Annotated in this window: 12 protein-coding genes and 1 tRNA gene; 6 read left to right on the top strand and 7 right to left on the bottom strand. The window is 63.2% G+C overall.

From position 1 onward, the window contains the following. Nucleotides 1-2 precede the first annotated feature (2 nt). The 4 genes from AC04SI_RS08985 to AC04SI_RS08970 are packed head-to-tail and all read right to left on the bottom strand — an operon-like array spanning nucleotide 3 to nucleotide 4,426. Complete coding sequence (locus AC04SI_RS08985; protein ID WP_404276329.1) at nucleotides 3-779, bottom strand: enoyl-CoA hydratase/isomerase family protein; 777 nt, start codon at nucleotides 777-779, stop codon at nucleotides 3-5. After that, the gene (locus tag AC04SI_RS08980) at nucleotides 772-2,373 is read right to left on the bottom strand and encodes an acyl CoA:acetate/3-ketoacid CoA transferase (RefSeq protein WP_488474122.1); all 1,602 of its coding nucleotides are present in this window, start codon (nucleotides 2,371-2,373) and stop codon (nucleotides 772-774) included. The genes AC04SI_RS08985 and AC04SI_RS08980 overlap by 8 nt, the downstream gene beginning before the upstream one ends. Then, the gene (locus AC04SI_RS08975; RefSeq protein ID WP_404276326.1) at nucleotides 2,370-3,386 is read right to left on the bottom strand and encodes a Gfo/Idh/MocA family protein; all 1,017 of its coding nucleotides are present in this window, start codon (nucleotides 3,384-3,386) and stop codon (nucleotides 2,370-2,372) included. Before AC04SI_RS08975 ends, AC04SI_RS08980 begins: the two co-directional genes overlap by 4 nt. Continuing rightward, nucleotides 3,383-4,426, bottom strand: coding sequence for a LacI family DNA-binding transcriptional regulator (locus AC04SI_RS08970; protein ID WP_404276325.1), 1,044 nt, complete (start codon nucleotides 4,424-4,426; stop codon nucleotides 3,383-3,385). The genes AC04SI_RS08975 and AC04SI_RS08970 overlap by 4 nt, the downstream gene beginning before the upstream one ends. Nucleotides 4,427-4,665: 239 nt before the next feature. Here AC04SI_RS08970 and AC04SI_RS08965 point away from each other — a divergent pair, with 239 nt between their 5' ends. The 3 genes from AC04SI_RS08965 to fcl all read left to right on the top strand — a co-directional run bounded on the left by AC04SI_RS08965 (nucleotide 4,666) and on the right by fcl (nucleotide 7,961). Beyond that, the gene (locus tag AC04SI_RS08965) at nucleotides 4,666-5,820 is read left to right on the top strand and encodes a dihydrodipicolinate synthase family protein (RefSeq protein WP_404276323.1); all 1,155 of its coding nucleotides are present in this window, start codon (nucleotides 4,666-4,668) and stop codon (nucleotides 5,818-5,820) included. 98 nt (nucleotides 5,821-5,918) lie between these two features. Further along, the gene (gmd, locus tag AC04SI_RS08960; protein ID WP_404276321.1) at nucleotides 5,919-6,989 is read left to right on the top strand and encodes a GDP-mannose 4,6-dehydratase; all 1,071 of its coding nucleotides are present in this window, start codon (nucleotides 5,919-5,921) and stop codon (nucleotides 6,987-6,989) included. A 9-nt stretch (nucleotides 6,990-6,998) separates the two neighbouring features. Next, on the top strand, nucleotides 6,999-7,961 hold the full coding sequence (gene fcl / locus AC04SI_RS08955; protein ID WP_488474121.1) for a GDP-L-fucose synthase: 963 nt from the start codon (nucleotides 6,999-7,001) through the stop codon (nucleotides 7,959-7,961). 159 nt (nucleotides 7,962-8,120) lie between these two features. On the opposite strand, the gene AC04SI_RS08950 is transcribed toward fcl, so the two are convergent. Then, nucleotides 8,121-10,394: an alginate lyase family protein gene (locus tag AC04SI_RS08950; RefSeq protein WP_404276317.1), complete on the bottom strand. Its 2,274-nt coding sequence runs from the start codon at nucleotides 10,392-10,394 to the stop codon at nucleotides 8,121-8,123. A gap of 283 nt (nucleotides 10,395-10,677) precedes the next feature. Here AC04SI_RS08950 and AC04SI_RS08945 point away from each other — a divergent pair, with 283 nt between their 5' ends. Further along, complete coding sequence (locus tag AC04SI_RS08945; RefSeq protein ID WP_404276315.1) at nucleotides 10,678-10,884, top strand: hypothetical protein; 207 nt, start codon at nucleotides 10,678-10,680, stop codon at nucleotides 10,882-10,884. Between the two features lie 122 nt (nucleotides 10,885-11,006). On the opposite strand, the gene AC04SI_RS08940 is transcribed toward AC04SI_RS08945, so the two are convergent. Next, nucleotides 11,007-11,081: transfer RNA gene (locus AC04SI_RS08940), tRNA-Val, on the bottom strand. Nucleotides 11,082-11,196: 115 nt separating this feature from the next. After that, nucleotides 11,197-11,559, bottom strand: coding sequence for a cell cycle two-component system response regulator CpdR (cpdR, locus tag AC04SI_RS08935; RefSeq protein WP_006199474.1), 363 nt, complete (start codon nucleotides 11,557-11,559; stop codon nucleotides 11,197-11,199). A gap of 164 nt (nucleotides 11,560-11,723) precedes the next feature. Between cpdR and AC04SI_RS08930 the strand changes: the two genes are divergently transcribed. Continuing rightward, nucleotides 11,724-12,665, top strand: coding sequence for an N-formylglutamate amidohydrolase (locus AC04SI_RS08930; RefSeq protein WP_404276300.1), 942 nt, complete (start codon nucleotides 11,724-11,726; stop codon nucleotides 12,663-12,665). A gap of 327 nt (nucleotides 12,666-12,992) precedes the next feature. Beyond that, a complete protein-coding gene (gene hisN / locus AC04SI_RS08925; RefSeq protein WP_404276298.1) occupies nucleotides 12,993-13,766 on the top strand; it encodes a histidinol-phosphatase in 774 nt (257 codons plus the stop codon).

Below are 13,766 nucleotides of genomic sequence, written 5' to 3'. Positions count from 1 at the left end.
ATCTAGCATCGGGAAAAGGCTGGCTTCTGCTTGGTTTTGAAGGCGCCGACGCCTGCCTTGAGGTCGCTGGTCAGCGCGATGAAACCGCTGGCCAGCGCTTCGGTCGCGGCAGCGCTTTCCTCACCTTCGGCGACCGCAATCATCAGCTTGGCGGCTTCGGTTGCCAGCGGCCCGCGCTCGGCGATTTTTTCTCCCCAGGCCTTGGCCTCATCGAACGCCTTGCCAGTCTCGACAACCTTATCGACAATGCCCAAAGCGAGTGCGTCAGAGGCGAGAAAAACCTCGCCGCCGAGCGCCATGCGCCGCACCGCCTGCGCGCCGAAGCGGCGCACGGCGCGCTGCGTGCCGGACCAGCCGGGAACGACGCCGATCGAAGTCTCAGGGAAGCCAAGCTTCACCTGCGTTTCCGCTACGCGGAAGTCGCAGGCGACCGCCAGTTCCAGCCCACCGCCCAGCGCATGGCCGGACAGAACCGCGATGGTCGGCTGCCTGAGCCGCGCCAGCCGGTCGAAGACGCGGTGGCCGTAGCGGACCCATTGCACCTGGAAATCGGCGGCGCTCATCTGTGCCCAGGCCTCGACATCGCCGCCGGCACAGAAGCCCTTGCCTTCGCCACGCAGCAACACGACGCGAACGCCGTCGGCCATCTCCGCCTCGTCGATCGCCATTTCCAGCGCCCGCAGCATCGGGATATCGAGTGCGTTGAATTTCTCCGGCCGACGCAGCGTGACGATGCCGATGGCGCCGTCCTGCTCGAAGGTGACAAGATGCTCAGCCATGCGTGCCTCCGAGCGAGGCGCCGCCATTGAGCGACAGGCCGATCGGCCGATCCTGATAGAGTGCGGACGGTGTCACCTTGAGGTCGTTGGCGATGCCGAGCGGGATCTCGGCCTGCGCCAGCACATCGCGTTCCAGGTCGATGCCGGGTGCAAGTTCCGTCACCATCAACCCGTCCGGCGTCAGCTTCATCACGCAGCGCTCGGTGACATAGGTGATGTCCTGTCCCTGCGCGACCGCGCGCTTTCCCGAGAACGAGATATGCTCGACCTCGTCGACCACCTTCTTGACTTTACCCTCCTGGTCGATGCGGATGCCGCCATCGGCCAGCGAGAGTTTGGCCCCGGCATTGAAGAAGCCGGAGAAGACGATCTTTTTCGCGCGGGCAGTAATGTCCACAAAACCGCCGGCGCCGGCGGTGACATGCGGCCTTGCCGAAAGTTTTGAGACGTTGACCGAGCCGTGGCGGTCGATCTGCAGGAAGGACAGCAGCGAGGCATCGAAACCACCGGCCTGGAAATAAATGAACTGGTGCGGCGAGGGCATAATCGCCTCGGCATTGGAGGCGCAGCCGAACTTGAAGTCGAGCAGCGGCACGCCGCCGACCGCGCCCTGTTCGATCACCCAGGTGACCTTGCCATGCTGACCCTCCTCCAGGAGGATGCGCGGCACATTGGCCGAAATGCCGAAGCCGATGTTGACGGCCATGCCGTCGCGCAACTCCATGGCGACACGGCGCGCGATGACCTTCTGGACGTTCATCTCTGCATTGCGGAAGGTCGATAGCGGCCGGAAGATCTCGCCCGAGATCGCAGGGTCGTAAGGTGTCAGCGTCGTCTGCAACTGGTCGGGCGCAACGACGATATGGTCGACAAGCACGCCGGGCACGCGCACGTCATGCGGCTTCAGCGTGCCGTTCTCGACGACGCGCTTGACCTGCGCAATGACGACGCCGCCATTGTTGCGTGCGGCGAGCGCCTGCTCGAGGCCGCCGAGATAGGCGCCCTCATGCTCGTAGGTGAGGTTGCCGCGCTCGTCGGCGGTGGTGGCGCGAATGATCGAGATGTTAGGGACGATCGAGCGGAAATAGAGCCATTCCTCGCCGTCGAATTGCTCGACCGAAACGATCGGCTCGCTGGCGGCTGCGTTCATGGCGCAGCCCTGATGGCGCGGGTCGGCGAAGGTGTCGAGACCGACCTTGGTGAGCACGCCCGGGCGCTTGGCGGCGGCCTCGCGGTGCATGTCGAACAATATGCCTGACGGAACGTTGTAGGCGGCGACCGAGTTGTCGCCGATCATCTTCCAGATCTGTGGCGGTTCGGACGACGAGGGGCCGGACGGATAGGAACCGCACAAGGTGCGCTTCAGCAGGCCGGGCTTGGCCAGATGGTCGATGCCCTTGATGCCGTACATGTCGCCGGCGGCGATCGGGTGCAGCGTGGTGATGTTCTGCGGATGGCCCTCAGTGTCGAAGCGCTCGCCGATCGCGGCAAGCACCGCGTCCGGGCAGCCAAGGCCGCTCGATGACGAGACGGAAACGACCATGCCGTCCTTGATCAGGCTGGCGGCCTGCGCGGCGGAAACGACCTTGCTCACGCGGTGCTCCCAAGTTTCGGGTCGATTGCGACCGCCTTGCCTGATTTCGCGGACTGCAACGCTGCCTCGGCCGACGTCAGCGACCAGACGCCGTCTTCACCCGTCGCGGATGGCTGGTCGTCGCCGTGGATGGCGGCATGGAACTGGCGCAGCGACCTCGTGTAGAGATCCTCGCGGTCGAAGTTCAATTCTTCCTCGCCTTTTGCGGTGCGCAGCAGCACCGAGCCGACCGGCTTCTGGGTCATGACGTTGCTGGCGAAAAGTGAGCCATCCGAGCCATGCACCTCGAAGCCGGTGCCGGCGAATTTGGTCGTGAAGCCCTCATGCGACTGGGCAATGACGCCCGACTTGAAGCGCCAGATGCACATGGCGCCGTCCTCCAGCCCGCCATTGGCCATGCCTGCCGATTGCGTAAAGGCGGAAATCTCGACCGGATCGTCGCCGAGCACGAAGCGCAGCGTGTCGGCGTCGTGCACGGTGATATCGAGCACCACGCCGCCGCCCGCCTCCGGCTTGGTGATGCGCCATCCCTGCAGGTTCTCGGGCAGATAGACCGAGTGAAAGACACGTGCGGCGACCGGCTTGCCGATGCGCCCAGTTGCGATTGCCTCGCGCATGGCCCTATGGGAGCCGGCATTGCGCAGATGGTGGTTGGTGCCGAGTACGACGCCCGCCGCCTTGGCGGCGGCGACCATCTTGCGCGCATCGGCGCTGCTCAGCGCCAGCGGCTTCTCGCACAGCACATGCTTGCCCGCCTTGATCGCTGCCAGCGCCTGTTCGAGGTGCAATTCATTGGTGGTCGAGATGTAGACGGCGTCGATGTCTGAGTTGAGCAAGGCATCGAGCGTTGAGACAGCGAGCGGGATGTTGTTTTCCTGGGCGTAAGAAGTGCCGCGCTCCCGGTTGGAGCTCATCACCGCGGTGATATCGCCATCGGCCTGCGCTCGGATGGCATTGATCATGAATTGCCTGGCGATCGTGCTGGCGCCGATCAGACCCCATCTGACGCTCATGCCGCGTCTCCCATTCCTGCGCGGCGATCGGGACCGCAGCTGTCCCTGATCACCAGATTGACCGCGCCGATATGATCCTCGGCACGTGTGGTGCGCGACTGGATCATCTTCAGCATGACATGGGCGGCGCGCTCGCCGAGGCCCGCCGAGTCGACCGCGACGCTGGTTAGCGCCGGCATGTAATGCTCGGCCTCGGCCACGTCGTCGAAGCCGACGACGGCAAAATCCGCACCCGGCTCAAGCCCGCGCTTGCGCAGCGCCAGCATGGCGCCGAAGGCGACCGCGTCGTTGAAGCAGAGTGCCGCCGTCGGCGGCGCGGCCATCGCAAGGGCGGTTTCCATGCAGGCGATGCCGCCCTTGCGACTGGTCTCGCCTTCGAAGATCAGCCTGTCACCAGCGGCGATGCCCAGCGTTTCACAGGCCTCGCGGAAACCGCCCAATCGTTCGTGATAGACCACCAGATCGGAGGAGCCGCCGAAGAAGGCCAGCCGGCGATGGCCCTTGCCGATCAGATGCTGCGTGGCCAGAAACGCTCCGCGATGATTGTCGGGTGCGATTACCGGGATGCGGCTTTCAGGCAAGCGGCGCATCGCGAAGACGACCGGCAGGCCTGCCGTCTCCAGGCGGCGGAACGCGCCCGGCGTGGTGCCGCGCGCCGGCGACACGATCAGCCCGGCGACGCCCTGTTCCATCAGCGACTTCAGCACTTCCTCCTGGCGCACCGGGTTCTCCGCCGTGTTGGCGATGAACGGCACGATGCCGGCCGACTGGAAGACACGCTCCATGCCGACTGCCAGTTCGGCGAAGAAGGGGTTGGTGAGATCGTTGATGACCATGCCGATGACATTGGAGTGGGCCTTGCGCAGATTGGCGGCGCCGCGGTTGTAGACATAGCCGACATCCTCGATCGCCTTGCGCACCTTGACCGCGGTTTCAGGCCGGATCAGCCCGCTGCCCTGGAGCACGAGCGATACCGTCGATTTGGACACGCCCGCCTCGCGGGCAATGTCGAGTATCGTCGCCTTGGCCCGGCTGGCCATCCAGATACGTCCTCCCGGTATTTTTGGTCGAATTTATTGGAACGTTCTAATCACTGCCGAGAATGGGAGTCAATCCGGATTTTTCCCTGCTGCGAAAAATTGATTGACCTCGCTGAAAGATCTTTCCTGACAAGGGTTCCTGTGTTGCGATGCAGCATCCGGTCGCGCTGGGCGCGAATCATAAAGGTTCTTGATTTATTGGAACGTTCCATTTATAGGCGCGACAAAGGGAGAGTTTCATGGACATCACCTTGCCCGAAGAGGGCGGTCGTCGCGCCAGCTACCGGTTGGTCGGCCAGCCTGTGCAGCCGGTGGCCGGCGCGCGGTTTTCGCGCATCGCCTATGCCGCCGCCCATGTCGTGGCAGATCCCCTGGCCATGACCGATCCGTGGTCCACGCCGGCGGTTGACTGGGACAGGACGATGGCGTTCCGCCATCATCTGTGGGCGCTTGGCTTCCGCATTGCCGAGGCGATGGACACCTCGCAGCGCGGCATGGGTTTCGACTGGGCAAGCGCGAAGGAATTGATCCGGCGTTCGATCGCCGAGGCGCGCACGGTGCCGAGTGCCGACCTCGCTTCGGGCGCCGGCACCGACCATCTGGCACCTGCAACCGCAAAGACGCTCGACGATGTAATCCGCGCCTATGAGGAGCAGTTCGCCTTCATCGAAGGCGAGGGCGGCAAGGCCATCATGATGGCCAGCCGCGCGCTGGCGGCCGTCGCCAACGGACCGGACGACTATGCCCGCGTCTACGACCGCATCCTCTCACAGGCCTCCGGCAGGGTCATCCTGCACTGGCTGGGCGACATGTTCGACCCGGCGCTGAAAGGCTATTGGGGCAGCAACGATTTTGAGGCGGCGCTCGACACGGTCGTCGCCATCATCGAGCGGCATGCCGGCAAGGTCGAGGGCATAAAAATATCGCTGCTCGATGCCGGCAAGGAGGTGTTGCTGCGCGACCGGCTGCCGGAAGGCGTCGTGATGTTCACCGGCGACGATTTCAACTATCCAGAGCTGATCGCCGGCGACGGCAGGAGACATTCACACGCGCTGCTCGGCATCTTCGACGCCATCGCGCCGGTCGCCAATGCAGCACTGGCGAAGCTCGCCGAAGGTGATCGTGTCGGTTATGACGCTCTGATGGCGCCGACCGTGCCGCTGTCGCGAAAAATCTTCGAGGCGCCGACCGAATATTACAAGGCCGGCATCGTCTTCATGGCCTGGCTCAATGGCCATCAGGACCATTTCTCGATGGTCGGCGGCATGCAGTCGGCGCGCGGCGTCCGCCACTATGCCGATGTCTTCCGGCTCGCCGATCAAGCCGGGTTGCTGGCCGACCCGGAACTTGCCGTCGCCAGGATGAAACACCTCTGCGCGGTCGCCGGCGTCTGAGCAGGCAGGCTTCGTCTCCGCCTCGGGCCGATGTTCGGATTTGCCTTGCTTGGGCAAATCTGTATTCGGTATGGCCCATGGGGAGGGACGAGCAGGGCATGACCGACAAAGTAGCTTTGATCACCGGGGTGACGGGCCAGGACGGCGCCTATCTGGCACAGTTGCTGCTGCAGAAGGGCTATGTCGTGCATGGCGTCAAACGCCGTTCTTCTTCCTTCAATACAGAGCGCGTCGACGACATCTATGTCGATCCGCATGAGCATGGCGCCCGTTTCTTCCTGCACTATGGCGATCTGACCGACTCGACCAACCTGATCCGCCTGGTGCAGGAGACGAAGCCGGGTGAAATCTACAATCTCGGCGCCCAGAGCCATGTCCAGGTAAGTTTCGAGACACCGGAATACACGGGCAATGCCGATGCGCTCGGCACGCTCAGGCTGCTGGAGGCGATCCGCATCCTTGGCCTCGAAAAGTCGGTGCGTTTCTATCAGGCGTCGACATCGGAGCTTTACGGCAAGGTTGCTGAAACCCCGCAAAGCGAGACCACGCCCTTCTATCCGCGCTCGCCCTATGCGGTGGCCAAGCTCTACGCCTACTGGATCACGGTCAACTACCGCGAGGCCTATGGCATGTTTGCCGCAAACGGCATCCTGTTCAACCATGAGAGCCCAACACGCGGCGAAACCTTCGTCACCCGCAAGATCACGCGCGCCGTCGCCGCGATCCATCGCGGGCTGCAGGACACGCTCTATCTCGGCAATATCGACGCCAGGCGCGACTGGGGCCATGCGCGCGACTATGTCGAAGGCATGTGGCGCATTCTGCAGCATAGCGAGGCGGATGATTTCGTGCTGGCGACGGGCGAGATGCACTCCGTGCGCGAGTTCGTCGAACTGGCCTTCGCCGAGACCGGACGGACCATTCGCTGGCAAGGCCAAGGCGTCGATGAAGTCGGTATGGATGCCGGTTCGGACGCCGTGCGGGTGCGCATCGACCCGCGCTACTTCAGGCCGACGGAGGTCGAGATCCTTGTCGGCGACGCATCCAAGGCGCGAGCCAGGCTTGGCTGGTCGCACACGATTGGCTTCAAGGAGTTGGTCGCGGAAATGGTGCAGGCCGACCTGGTGCGCTCCGTCGACGACATCCGGCGCAACGGCCACCAGTCATAGGACGCCGCGATGACTTTCGAGCTCCTGGGCAAGCGGGTCTTTGTCGCCGGGCATCGCGGCATGGTCGGTTCGGCAATCGTGCGCCGGCTGGCGGCCGAGGATTGCGAGGTCCTGACCGTGCCGCGTCAGCAGCTAGATCTTCTCGACCAGGCCGGCGTGCGGCGCTGGATGGCCGACCACAGGCCGGACGCGGTGGTGATGGCGGCGGCCAAGGTCGGCGGCATCCTCGCCAATGACAGGTTCCCGGTCGATTTCCTGCATGAAAATCTCGTCCTGCAGACCAACGTCATCGAGGCCGCCTTTCGCAATGGAGTGGAGAAACTCCTGTTTCTCGGCTCGTCCTGCATCTATCCGAAGCTCGCGCCGCAGCCGATCCCCGAAGACGCGCTGCTGACCGGCCCGCTCGAGACGACCAATGAATGGTATGCGGTTGCCAAGATCGCCGGGCTGAAACTCGCCCAGGCCTACCGTCGCCAGTATGGCGTCGATTACATTTCAGCGATGCCGACCAATCTTTATGGTCCGGGCGACAATTTCGACCTTTCCACCAGCCATGTCGTGCCGGCATTGATGCGCAAGGCTCATGAGGCCAAGCGCATCGGCGGCAAGACCCTGGAGGTCTGGGGATCGGGCACGCCGATGCGCGAGTTCCTGCATGTCGACGACGCCGCCGACGCCCTGGTCTGGCTGCTGAAAAATTATGCCGGAGACAGCCATGTCAATGTCGGTTCGGGGCAGGAGGTCAGCATTGCGGATCTGGCCCGCACCATCGTATCCGTCGTCGGCGTGGAGGCAGCGATCACGTTCGATCCGACGAAGCCTGATGGCACGCCGCGCAAGCTGTTGGATGTGTCGCGCCTGTTGGCCACGGGCTGGCGTCCGGGCTACCCGCTTCGCAGTGGATTGGAACAGACCTATGCGTGGTTTCTCCAGCATATTGAGAAAGGTGATGTCCGCCTCGGCGCGGTCTGAACCTCGATCGACGCTGATTGCCGCCATGAGAGATGACGGTCTGGGCGGCCGTCCCCTGTCGAAGCTGCGGTCGCGGCTCTGGTAAGCAGGTCTGAGAATCTGACTGTTTGTTTTTGCGCAATTCCGGACGGAACCGCTACGCACTTTTCCTGGAATTGCTTAGGGCCTTCTCCACATCCAGAACGGAGCGATGCCTTCGTCCGGGTGGAAGACGGGCATGACGGTCTGCGCCTCGGCGTTGCGGATCGTTGCTTCGGGATCGTGGCGCGCAAGATCGAGCAATAGCGGCCAAAGCCGGTGCGGATCGACCGCATCCATCGGCGTGGTGTCATGGCTGTCGATATTCGCCGCCAGCCAGCGCAGGGTTCGGACCAGCCCCTGTCCTTCGCCAGCACGATGCTGCCAAAGATCGTCGCCGACCGAGGACAGGATGCGCGCCAGCGTCGTCCAGCCCTGCAAGGTATACAGTGTGTAGTGTCTGGGCCGGGTGCGCGACAATTCCCTTGGCAGCGAGCCGTCGGGCGCGATCTGATCCACCAGTCTCTCCCTGGCGCGACGGCCGATCTCGGCCAGCATTGCGCTTTCCCCCAGAAATGCGGCGATCGACGCCCGCAGCAGGTCAAAGAACACACCGTGGTTGTTGAGGCGCTTGGACGCCGCCACCGCGGCCGGCGCCGTGTCCAGCCATTGGCGGTATGAACCAAGCCAGGATCTGAATGCTTCCCCTTCGCTTGCGTCCAACACGCCGGCACGTTCGATCAGACGAACCGCGTCGAGGAAGAAATAGAGATCCTTGAGCTCGATGATACCTTGCCCGTTCCCTTCGTTGTCGTCGTGACCGAACCGCACCTGCGCGTAGCGCATATGCGGGTTCATTCTTGTCGCGGGATCGATGAACCATGTGCGGATGAGCCCGCCGGCGTGGCCGGCATAGTGCTGTTCGCCAAGCACGGTCGCCGCCAGTGCAAGCACGGTGGTATCGTCCAGCAATCGCTGCAGGCGCGTACGATCGTAGGCTTCGCTGCCTGTTTCATACAATCTGGTGCCGGGCGCGCGCTCGCCGTCGCGCCCGACAAAGGGAAGTCCGTCAGGCTTGTCGGGATCGGGCCACCAATAGGGCGCCGGCTGGAAGTAGTCGTGCGGGTTGCCGCTCGGCGCCACGCCTGTCTTGTCCGTCACACTGAACGGACCGCGGGTCAGCGCCTGGTCGGCGCAGTTGCGCAGATGCCGCTGAAGATCGGCGTCCTTGTTTCTGGAGGCGGCGGCGAGCGCGTCTTCGTCGTAGAAGGCCAGGCGCGACGGATCGAGCCTGGCAGAGACCGCCCTGGCGTCACAGCGGTCGAGCATGTCGACGATCGCCTCGTCGCGGCTGGTCCAGCGGGCGAGGAAGCCCGCCTTGCCGATTTCAAGATGCGAGCGCCCTGAATCCAGGCGCGCGACCCAGCCGGCATTCTGGAAAAGCCCGGCGGTGGGCGAGAGGGGTCGACGCGGGAAATCCCACCGGTCGTCGCGGAACCGGTCCCACTGCCCGGGAACGCCAAGCCGCCACAGCATTTCGACCTTCGGCCGGCGTCCATAGGGATAGTTTTCGTCGAACAGTTCGGTCGTATCGGTTCGAAATATGATTTGCGGCTCTTCGTTAGCCCGCGGTTTGAAGGCCGTGTCGAGCAGAATTGCGTTGTCGACGATGCGCGCCATCGGCACCACGACATAGCGGAAATGCGGGTTTTCTCGGGTTGCCGCCCGGATCTGCTGGTAGGCCGACAGCGTCAGGTAGCTGTTGCCGTCCCACGGCATCAGCCACTTCGCCCGCCCGCGGGCGATCTCAAGAGCCGTGTTGCGCGCGCCGTTGTTGTTCATCACATAGAGGTTCTTGCCGCGCCGGATGTGCGTTTCATAACGCGCGGCATTCGGCTCGGCCGATCGGACGCTGTCCGAAGACCTGAACAGGCCCGTGGCCAGTTCGTCCATGTTCCAGGGAATTTGCCGATAGGCATCGAGGTCGAAAGGGATCCTGTGGAAGTTCTGGTTCCAGCTTTCCAGCAGGCCGATGATGCGGGCCTCTTCCTCGGGGTCCGTTATCCGGTTGACGATCCAGAATTTCTCGCAGTCCGGGAAGGCGGGTTCGTTGTCCAGGATGAACAGGGCGTTGTCGTATGACTGGCCCTTGCGGTGTCGCGGCTCGAGGTCATTGCCGATGATGCGGACAAGCATGAAGCTGTCCTTCACGCGCGAAATCGGCGAGGCCGCGTAGCCGTCACGCGCCGCCTTTATGCGCAGCCTCACGACATGCCGGTGTTCGAGCTTGCGTTTTGCCGAAACCAGCGCATTGCCAAGACTCGTGAGCGGCGACTTGAGATACCTCCTCGACCGCTTGAGCTCGAGGAGTATTCGTTGCCAGGTGGACCGTCGCTCGGCTGGAACTGGGGTCATGGCTGCCCGCCAGGGAGCATGCGGGGACGATCGGGATCGCATGTCATCATGGACCATCCGATTGCCGCCATCTCCTGCTTCTCTCCTGCAAACCTTCAGTCGTCTCCTAGCCTTTTGCACGTCGTGCGTCACGGCTCAATTCGACCTCGGGCGCTATCGGTGCACTTGCCTGTTCGGGCATCGAGAAAAGTTCCGCAGACTATTTTTTCGTTCCTTTGAACCAATCGCTCGCGGCGCGCGACCAAGCGCTGCGTAACAAACGCGGTTATCAAGGAGAGCATCTATGTTTATTCGATCAAGAAACGTCTTGCTTGCCGCCATCGCCGTTTCCGTGCTGGCAGGCTGCCAGACGACGGCGCCAAGAGATTGCGACAAGACAAAGCCGGGTGTCACCCACAACGCCAAATGCTGCGGCATCGGCGACGCGCCGTGCAAGGAAGGCAGGAACGGTGACAAGCACGACAACAGGCCCGATCCACGGCCGCAGTGAAGTAGGGCGATCTGGGAGTAGGGGAATAGGACGAGCGGCACCAATTGCCCTACGGCCCTATTGCCTTACTCCCCACCGGGACGGGCCTCAGGTGTGGCGAGATGCGATAAGGCTTGTCTGGATGGTGGGCGTGACAGGGATTGAACCTGTGACCCCTGCAATGTCAATGCAGTGCTCTCCCGCTGAGCTACACGCCCATCCGAAGCCGCGCATACACCACTTTTGATCCAGCGCGTCAATAGGTCGGAAAGGGAAAGAAAGGCTCGTTTTGTCGCGCCGCCGAGGACGCGCCGGGATCGAGCCGGAAGCGCCTCAGGCGGCCTGCAGCATCTTTTCGACCTCGTTGACGAGGTCGCGCAGGTGGAACGGCTTCGACAGGACCTTGGCGTCCTTCGGGGCCTTTGAATCCGGATTGAGCGCAACGGCGGCGAAACCGGTGATGAACATGACCTTGAGGTCGGGATCGATCTCGGTGGCGCGGCGGGCAAGCTCGATGCCGTCCATCTCGGGCATGACGATGTCGGTCAGCAGCAGCGAGAAAGGCTCCTCGCGCAGTCGCTCATAGGCGCTGGCGCCATTGTCGAAATCGCTCACCTGGTAGCCGGCGCGCTCCAGCGCCTTGACGAGGAACCGGCGCATATCGTCATCGTCTTCCGCCAGCAGAATGCGTGCCATCATATCCCGTCCGAATCACCCGCCCCGACATTGGCGCCGGGCATGCCCGTTAACCATCCTGTATATGAGGAGGTGACGGTAAACATCAAGTGAACGATGGCGGCATTATCCTGACTTTGGCTGAGCTGTGAGGGTGCTGAAATGCTGGACATGCGGCCGGCGAGATGGCAGTTTCAAATCATGATGCAGTGCTGTTTCCGGGTTCGCTCAAATTGAAGACGGCAGCCGAGGATTTTTCGGTCGTTCCACCCTTCGAAATCCGATCGGGCGCCGAGCAGCGCGTTCCCTTTCTCTTCAACTCACCGCATAGCGGCCGCTACTATCCCGACCGCTTCCTGGCCATGGCGCGGCTCGACCGCAATGCCATCCGCCGGTCCGAGGATTGCTATGTCGAGGAACTGTTCGGCGGCGCCGTCACCCTTGGCGCGCCGATGCTGGCGGCGAATTTCCCGCGCGCCTATCTCGACGTCAATCGCGAGCCCTGGGAGCTCGACCCGCGCATGTTCGCCGAACCGGTGCCGTCCTTCTGCAACATCCGCTCGGCGCGGGTGGCGGGCGGACTTGGCACCGTGCCGAAGCTGGTGGGCGAGGGACTCGACATCTATTCCGGCCGCCTGCCGCTGGCCGAGGCCGTGGCGCGTATCGAGACCGTCTACAAGCCCTATCACGAGACGCTGAAGCGGCTTCTGACCAGGACCCATGCGCGGTTCGGCTATGCCGTGCTGATCGACTGCCATTCGATGCCTGCCAGCATCAGGGTCGGCGACAATGGGGTGCGACCGGACTTCATCATCGGCGACCGGTTCGGCATCTCCGCCACGGCGGCCCTGACCGAGACGGCGATCGGCCTGCTCACCGGCATGGGCTATACCGTCGCCCACAACAAGCCCTATGCCGGCGGCTTCATCACCGAGCATTACGGCCGGCCTGCGCGCCATCTCCACGCGCTGCAGATCGAGGTCAATCGCGGGCTTTACATGAATGAGCGGACGTTCCAGAAATCCGCCGGCTTCGATGCGCTTGCCGACGATCTGGCACGGTTCTCGGCCGACCTGATGGCGATGCCCGATCACCATTTCATCGACCTGCCGCTCGCCGCCGAATAGGTTTGGCGACAGGCCGCACAGGTCAGCGCCCGCGCCAGTGTCGCGGCGAAAAAAAGACCGCATCGTTTGCACGACACGGTCGAAGTCTAGGGAGGAAACGCCCAAGGAGGGCATGGACAGGAAGACCTGTCCGAGAACAAAAGTATTGTGCGCTGCACAAATGTCAACCGACTTCAGGTTTTTTTAATTCACTATGAAGTGGAAATTGCGTTTCGACGGCGCTTGCGTGACATTCAGGCAACAGTGGGTCGTGGCGCTGGAGGGCTCCAAGCCCTTGCTCCGGCGCGAAATCACCGGCAATGACATGCTGCAACGCGGGAGAATCAGTTGGATATCAGCATCGATTTCATGCGGCGCATCGCACATGCCGCCGCTGCCGAGACCTTGCCGCGCTTCCGCAGCCAGGGCGCCGTCGCCAACAAGGAGGCGGGCGGCTTCGATCCGGTCACCGAGGCAGACCGCGAGGCCGAGCGGGTGATCCGGGCGCTGATATCGGCGGAATATCCCGATCACGGCATTTTGGGCGAGGAGCATGGCAGTGAGAACATATCCAGCAGGCATGTCTGGGTGATCGATCCGATCGATGGCACGCGTGCCTTCATTTCCGGCCTGCCGGTCTGGGGAACGCTGGTCGGGTTCACGGTCGACGGCGATGCCGTCGCCGGTCTGATGTCGCAGCCCTTCACCGGCGAGCTGTTCTACGCCAACGCCTCCGGGTCCCACTATGAGGGGCCGGGCGGGCCGCGCAAGCTTGCGACGCGCAAGACGACGGAGCTCAGCAAAGCGACGCTGTTCACCACCACGCCGGCACTGTTCAAGGGCGAGGCGCGCACCCGCTACGACCAGTTCGAAAAGCAGGTCCAACTCGCCCGCTACGGCACCGATTGCTATGCCTTCGCCATGGTCGCGGCGGGAAGCGTCGACGTCGTCGCCGATCCCGGGCTGAAGCCCTACGACATCGTGGCGCTGATCCCGATCATCGAAAAGGCCGGCGGCGTCGTCACCACCTTCGACGGCGGTCCGGCCGAGAAAGGTGGAGATATCCTGGCGGCTGCAACACCCGAGTTGCACGCTGCCGCGATGGCGGCGCTGCGCGGCTGA

Source organism: Mesorhizobium sp. CNPSo 4689 (genome assembly GCF_057784325.1).
Note: the sequence above shows the minus strand (reverse complement) of the source record. Positions and strands in the feature narration are given on the sequence as shown.

Coding starts and splice junctions, on each gene's coding strand:
- cpdR (WP_006199474.1), bottom strand. CDS start 11,559: ATGGCACGCATTCTGCTGGCGGAAGACGATGACGATATGCGCCGGTTC.
- gmd (WP_404276321.1), top strand. CDS start 5,919: ATGACCGACAAAGTAGCTTTGATCACCGGGGTGACGGGCCAGGACGGC.
- fcl (WP_488474121.1), top strand. CDS start 6,999: ATGACTTTCGAGCTCCTGGGCAAGCGGGTCTTTGTCGCCGGGCATCGC.
- AC04SI_RS08975 (WP_404276326.1), bottom strand. CDS start 3,386: ATGAGCGTCAGATGGGGTCTGATCGGCGCCAGCACGATCGCCAGGCAA.
- AC04SI_RS08950 (WP_404276317.1), bottom strand. CDS start 10,394: ATGACCCCAGTTCCAGCCGAGCGACGGTCCACCTGGCAACGAATACTC.
- AC04SI_RS08970 (WP_404276325.1), bottom strand. CDS start 4,426: ATGGCCAGCCGGGCCAAGGCGACGATACTCGACATTGCCCGCGAGGCG.
- AC04SI_RS08985 (WP_404276329.1), bottom strand. CDS start 779: ATGGCTGAGCATCTTGTCACCTTCGAGCAGGACGGCGCCATCGGCATC.
- AC04SI_RS08945 (WP_404276315.1), top strand. CDS start 10,678: ATGTTTATTCGATCAAGAAACGTCTTGCTTGCCGCCATCGCCGTTTCC.
- AC04SI_RS08930 (WP_404276300.1), top strand. CDS start 11,724: ATGGCAGTTTCAAATCATGATGCAGTGCTGTTTCCGGGTTCGCTCAAA.
- AC04SI_RS08965 (WP_404276323.1), top strand. CDS start 4,666: ATGGACATCACCTTGCCCGAAGAGGGCGGTCGTCGCGCCAGCTACCGG.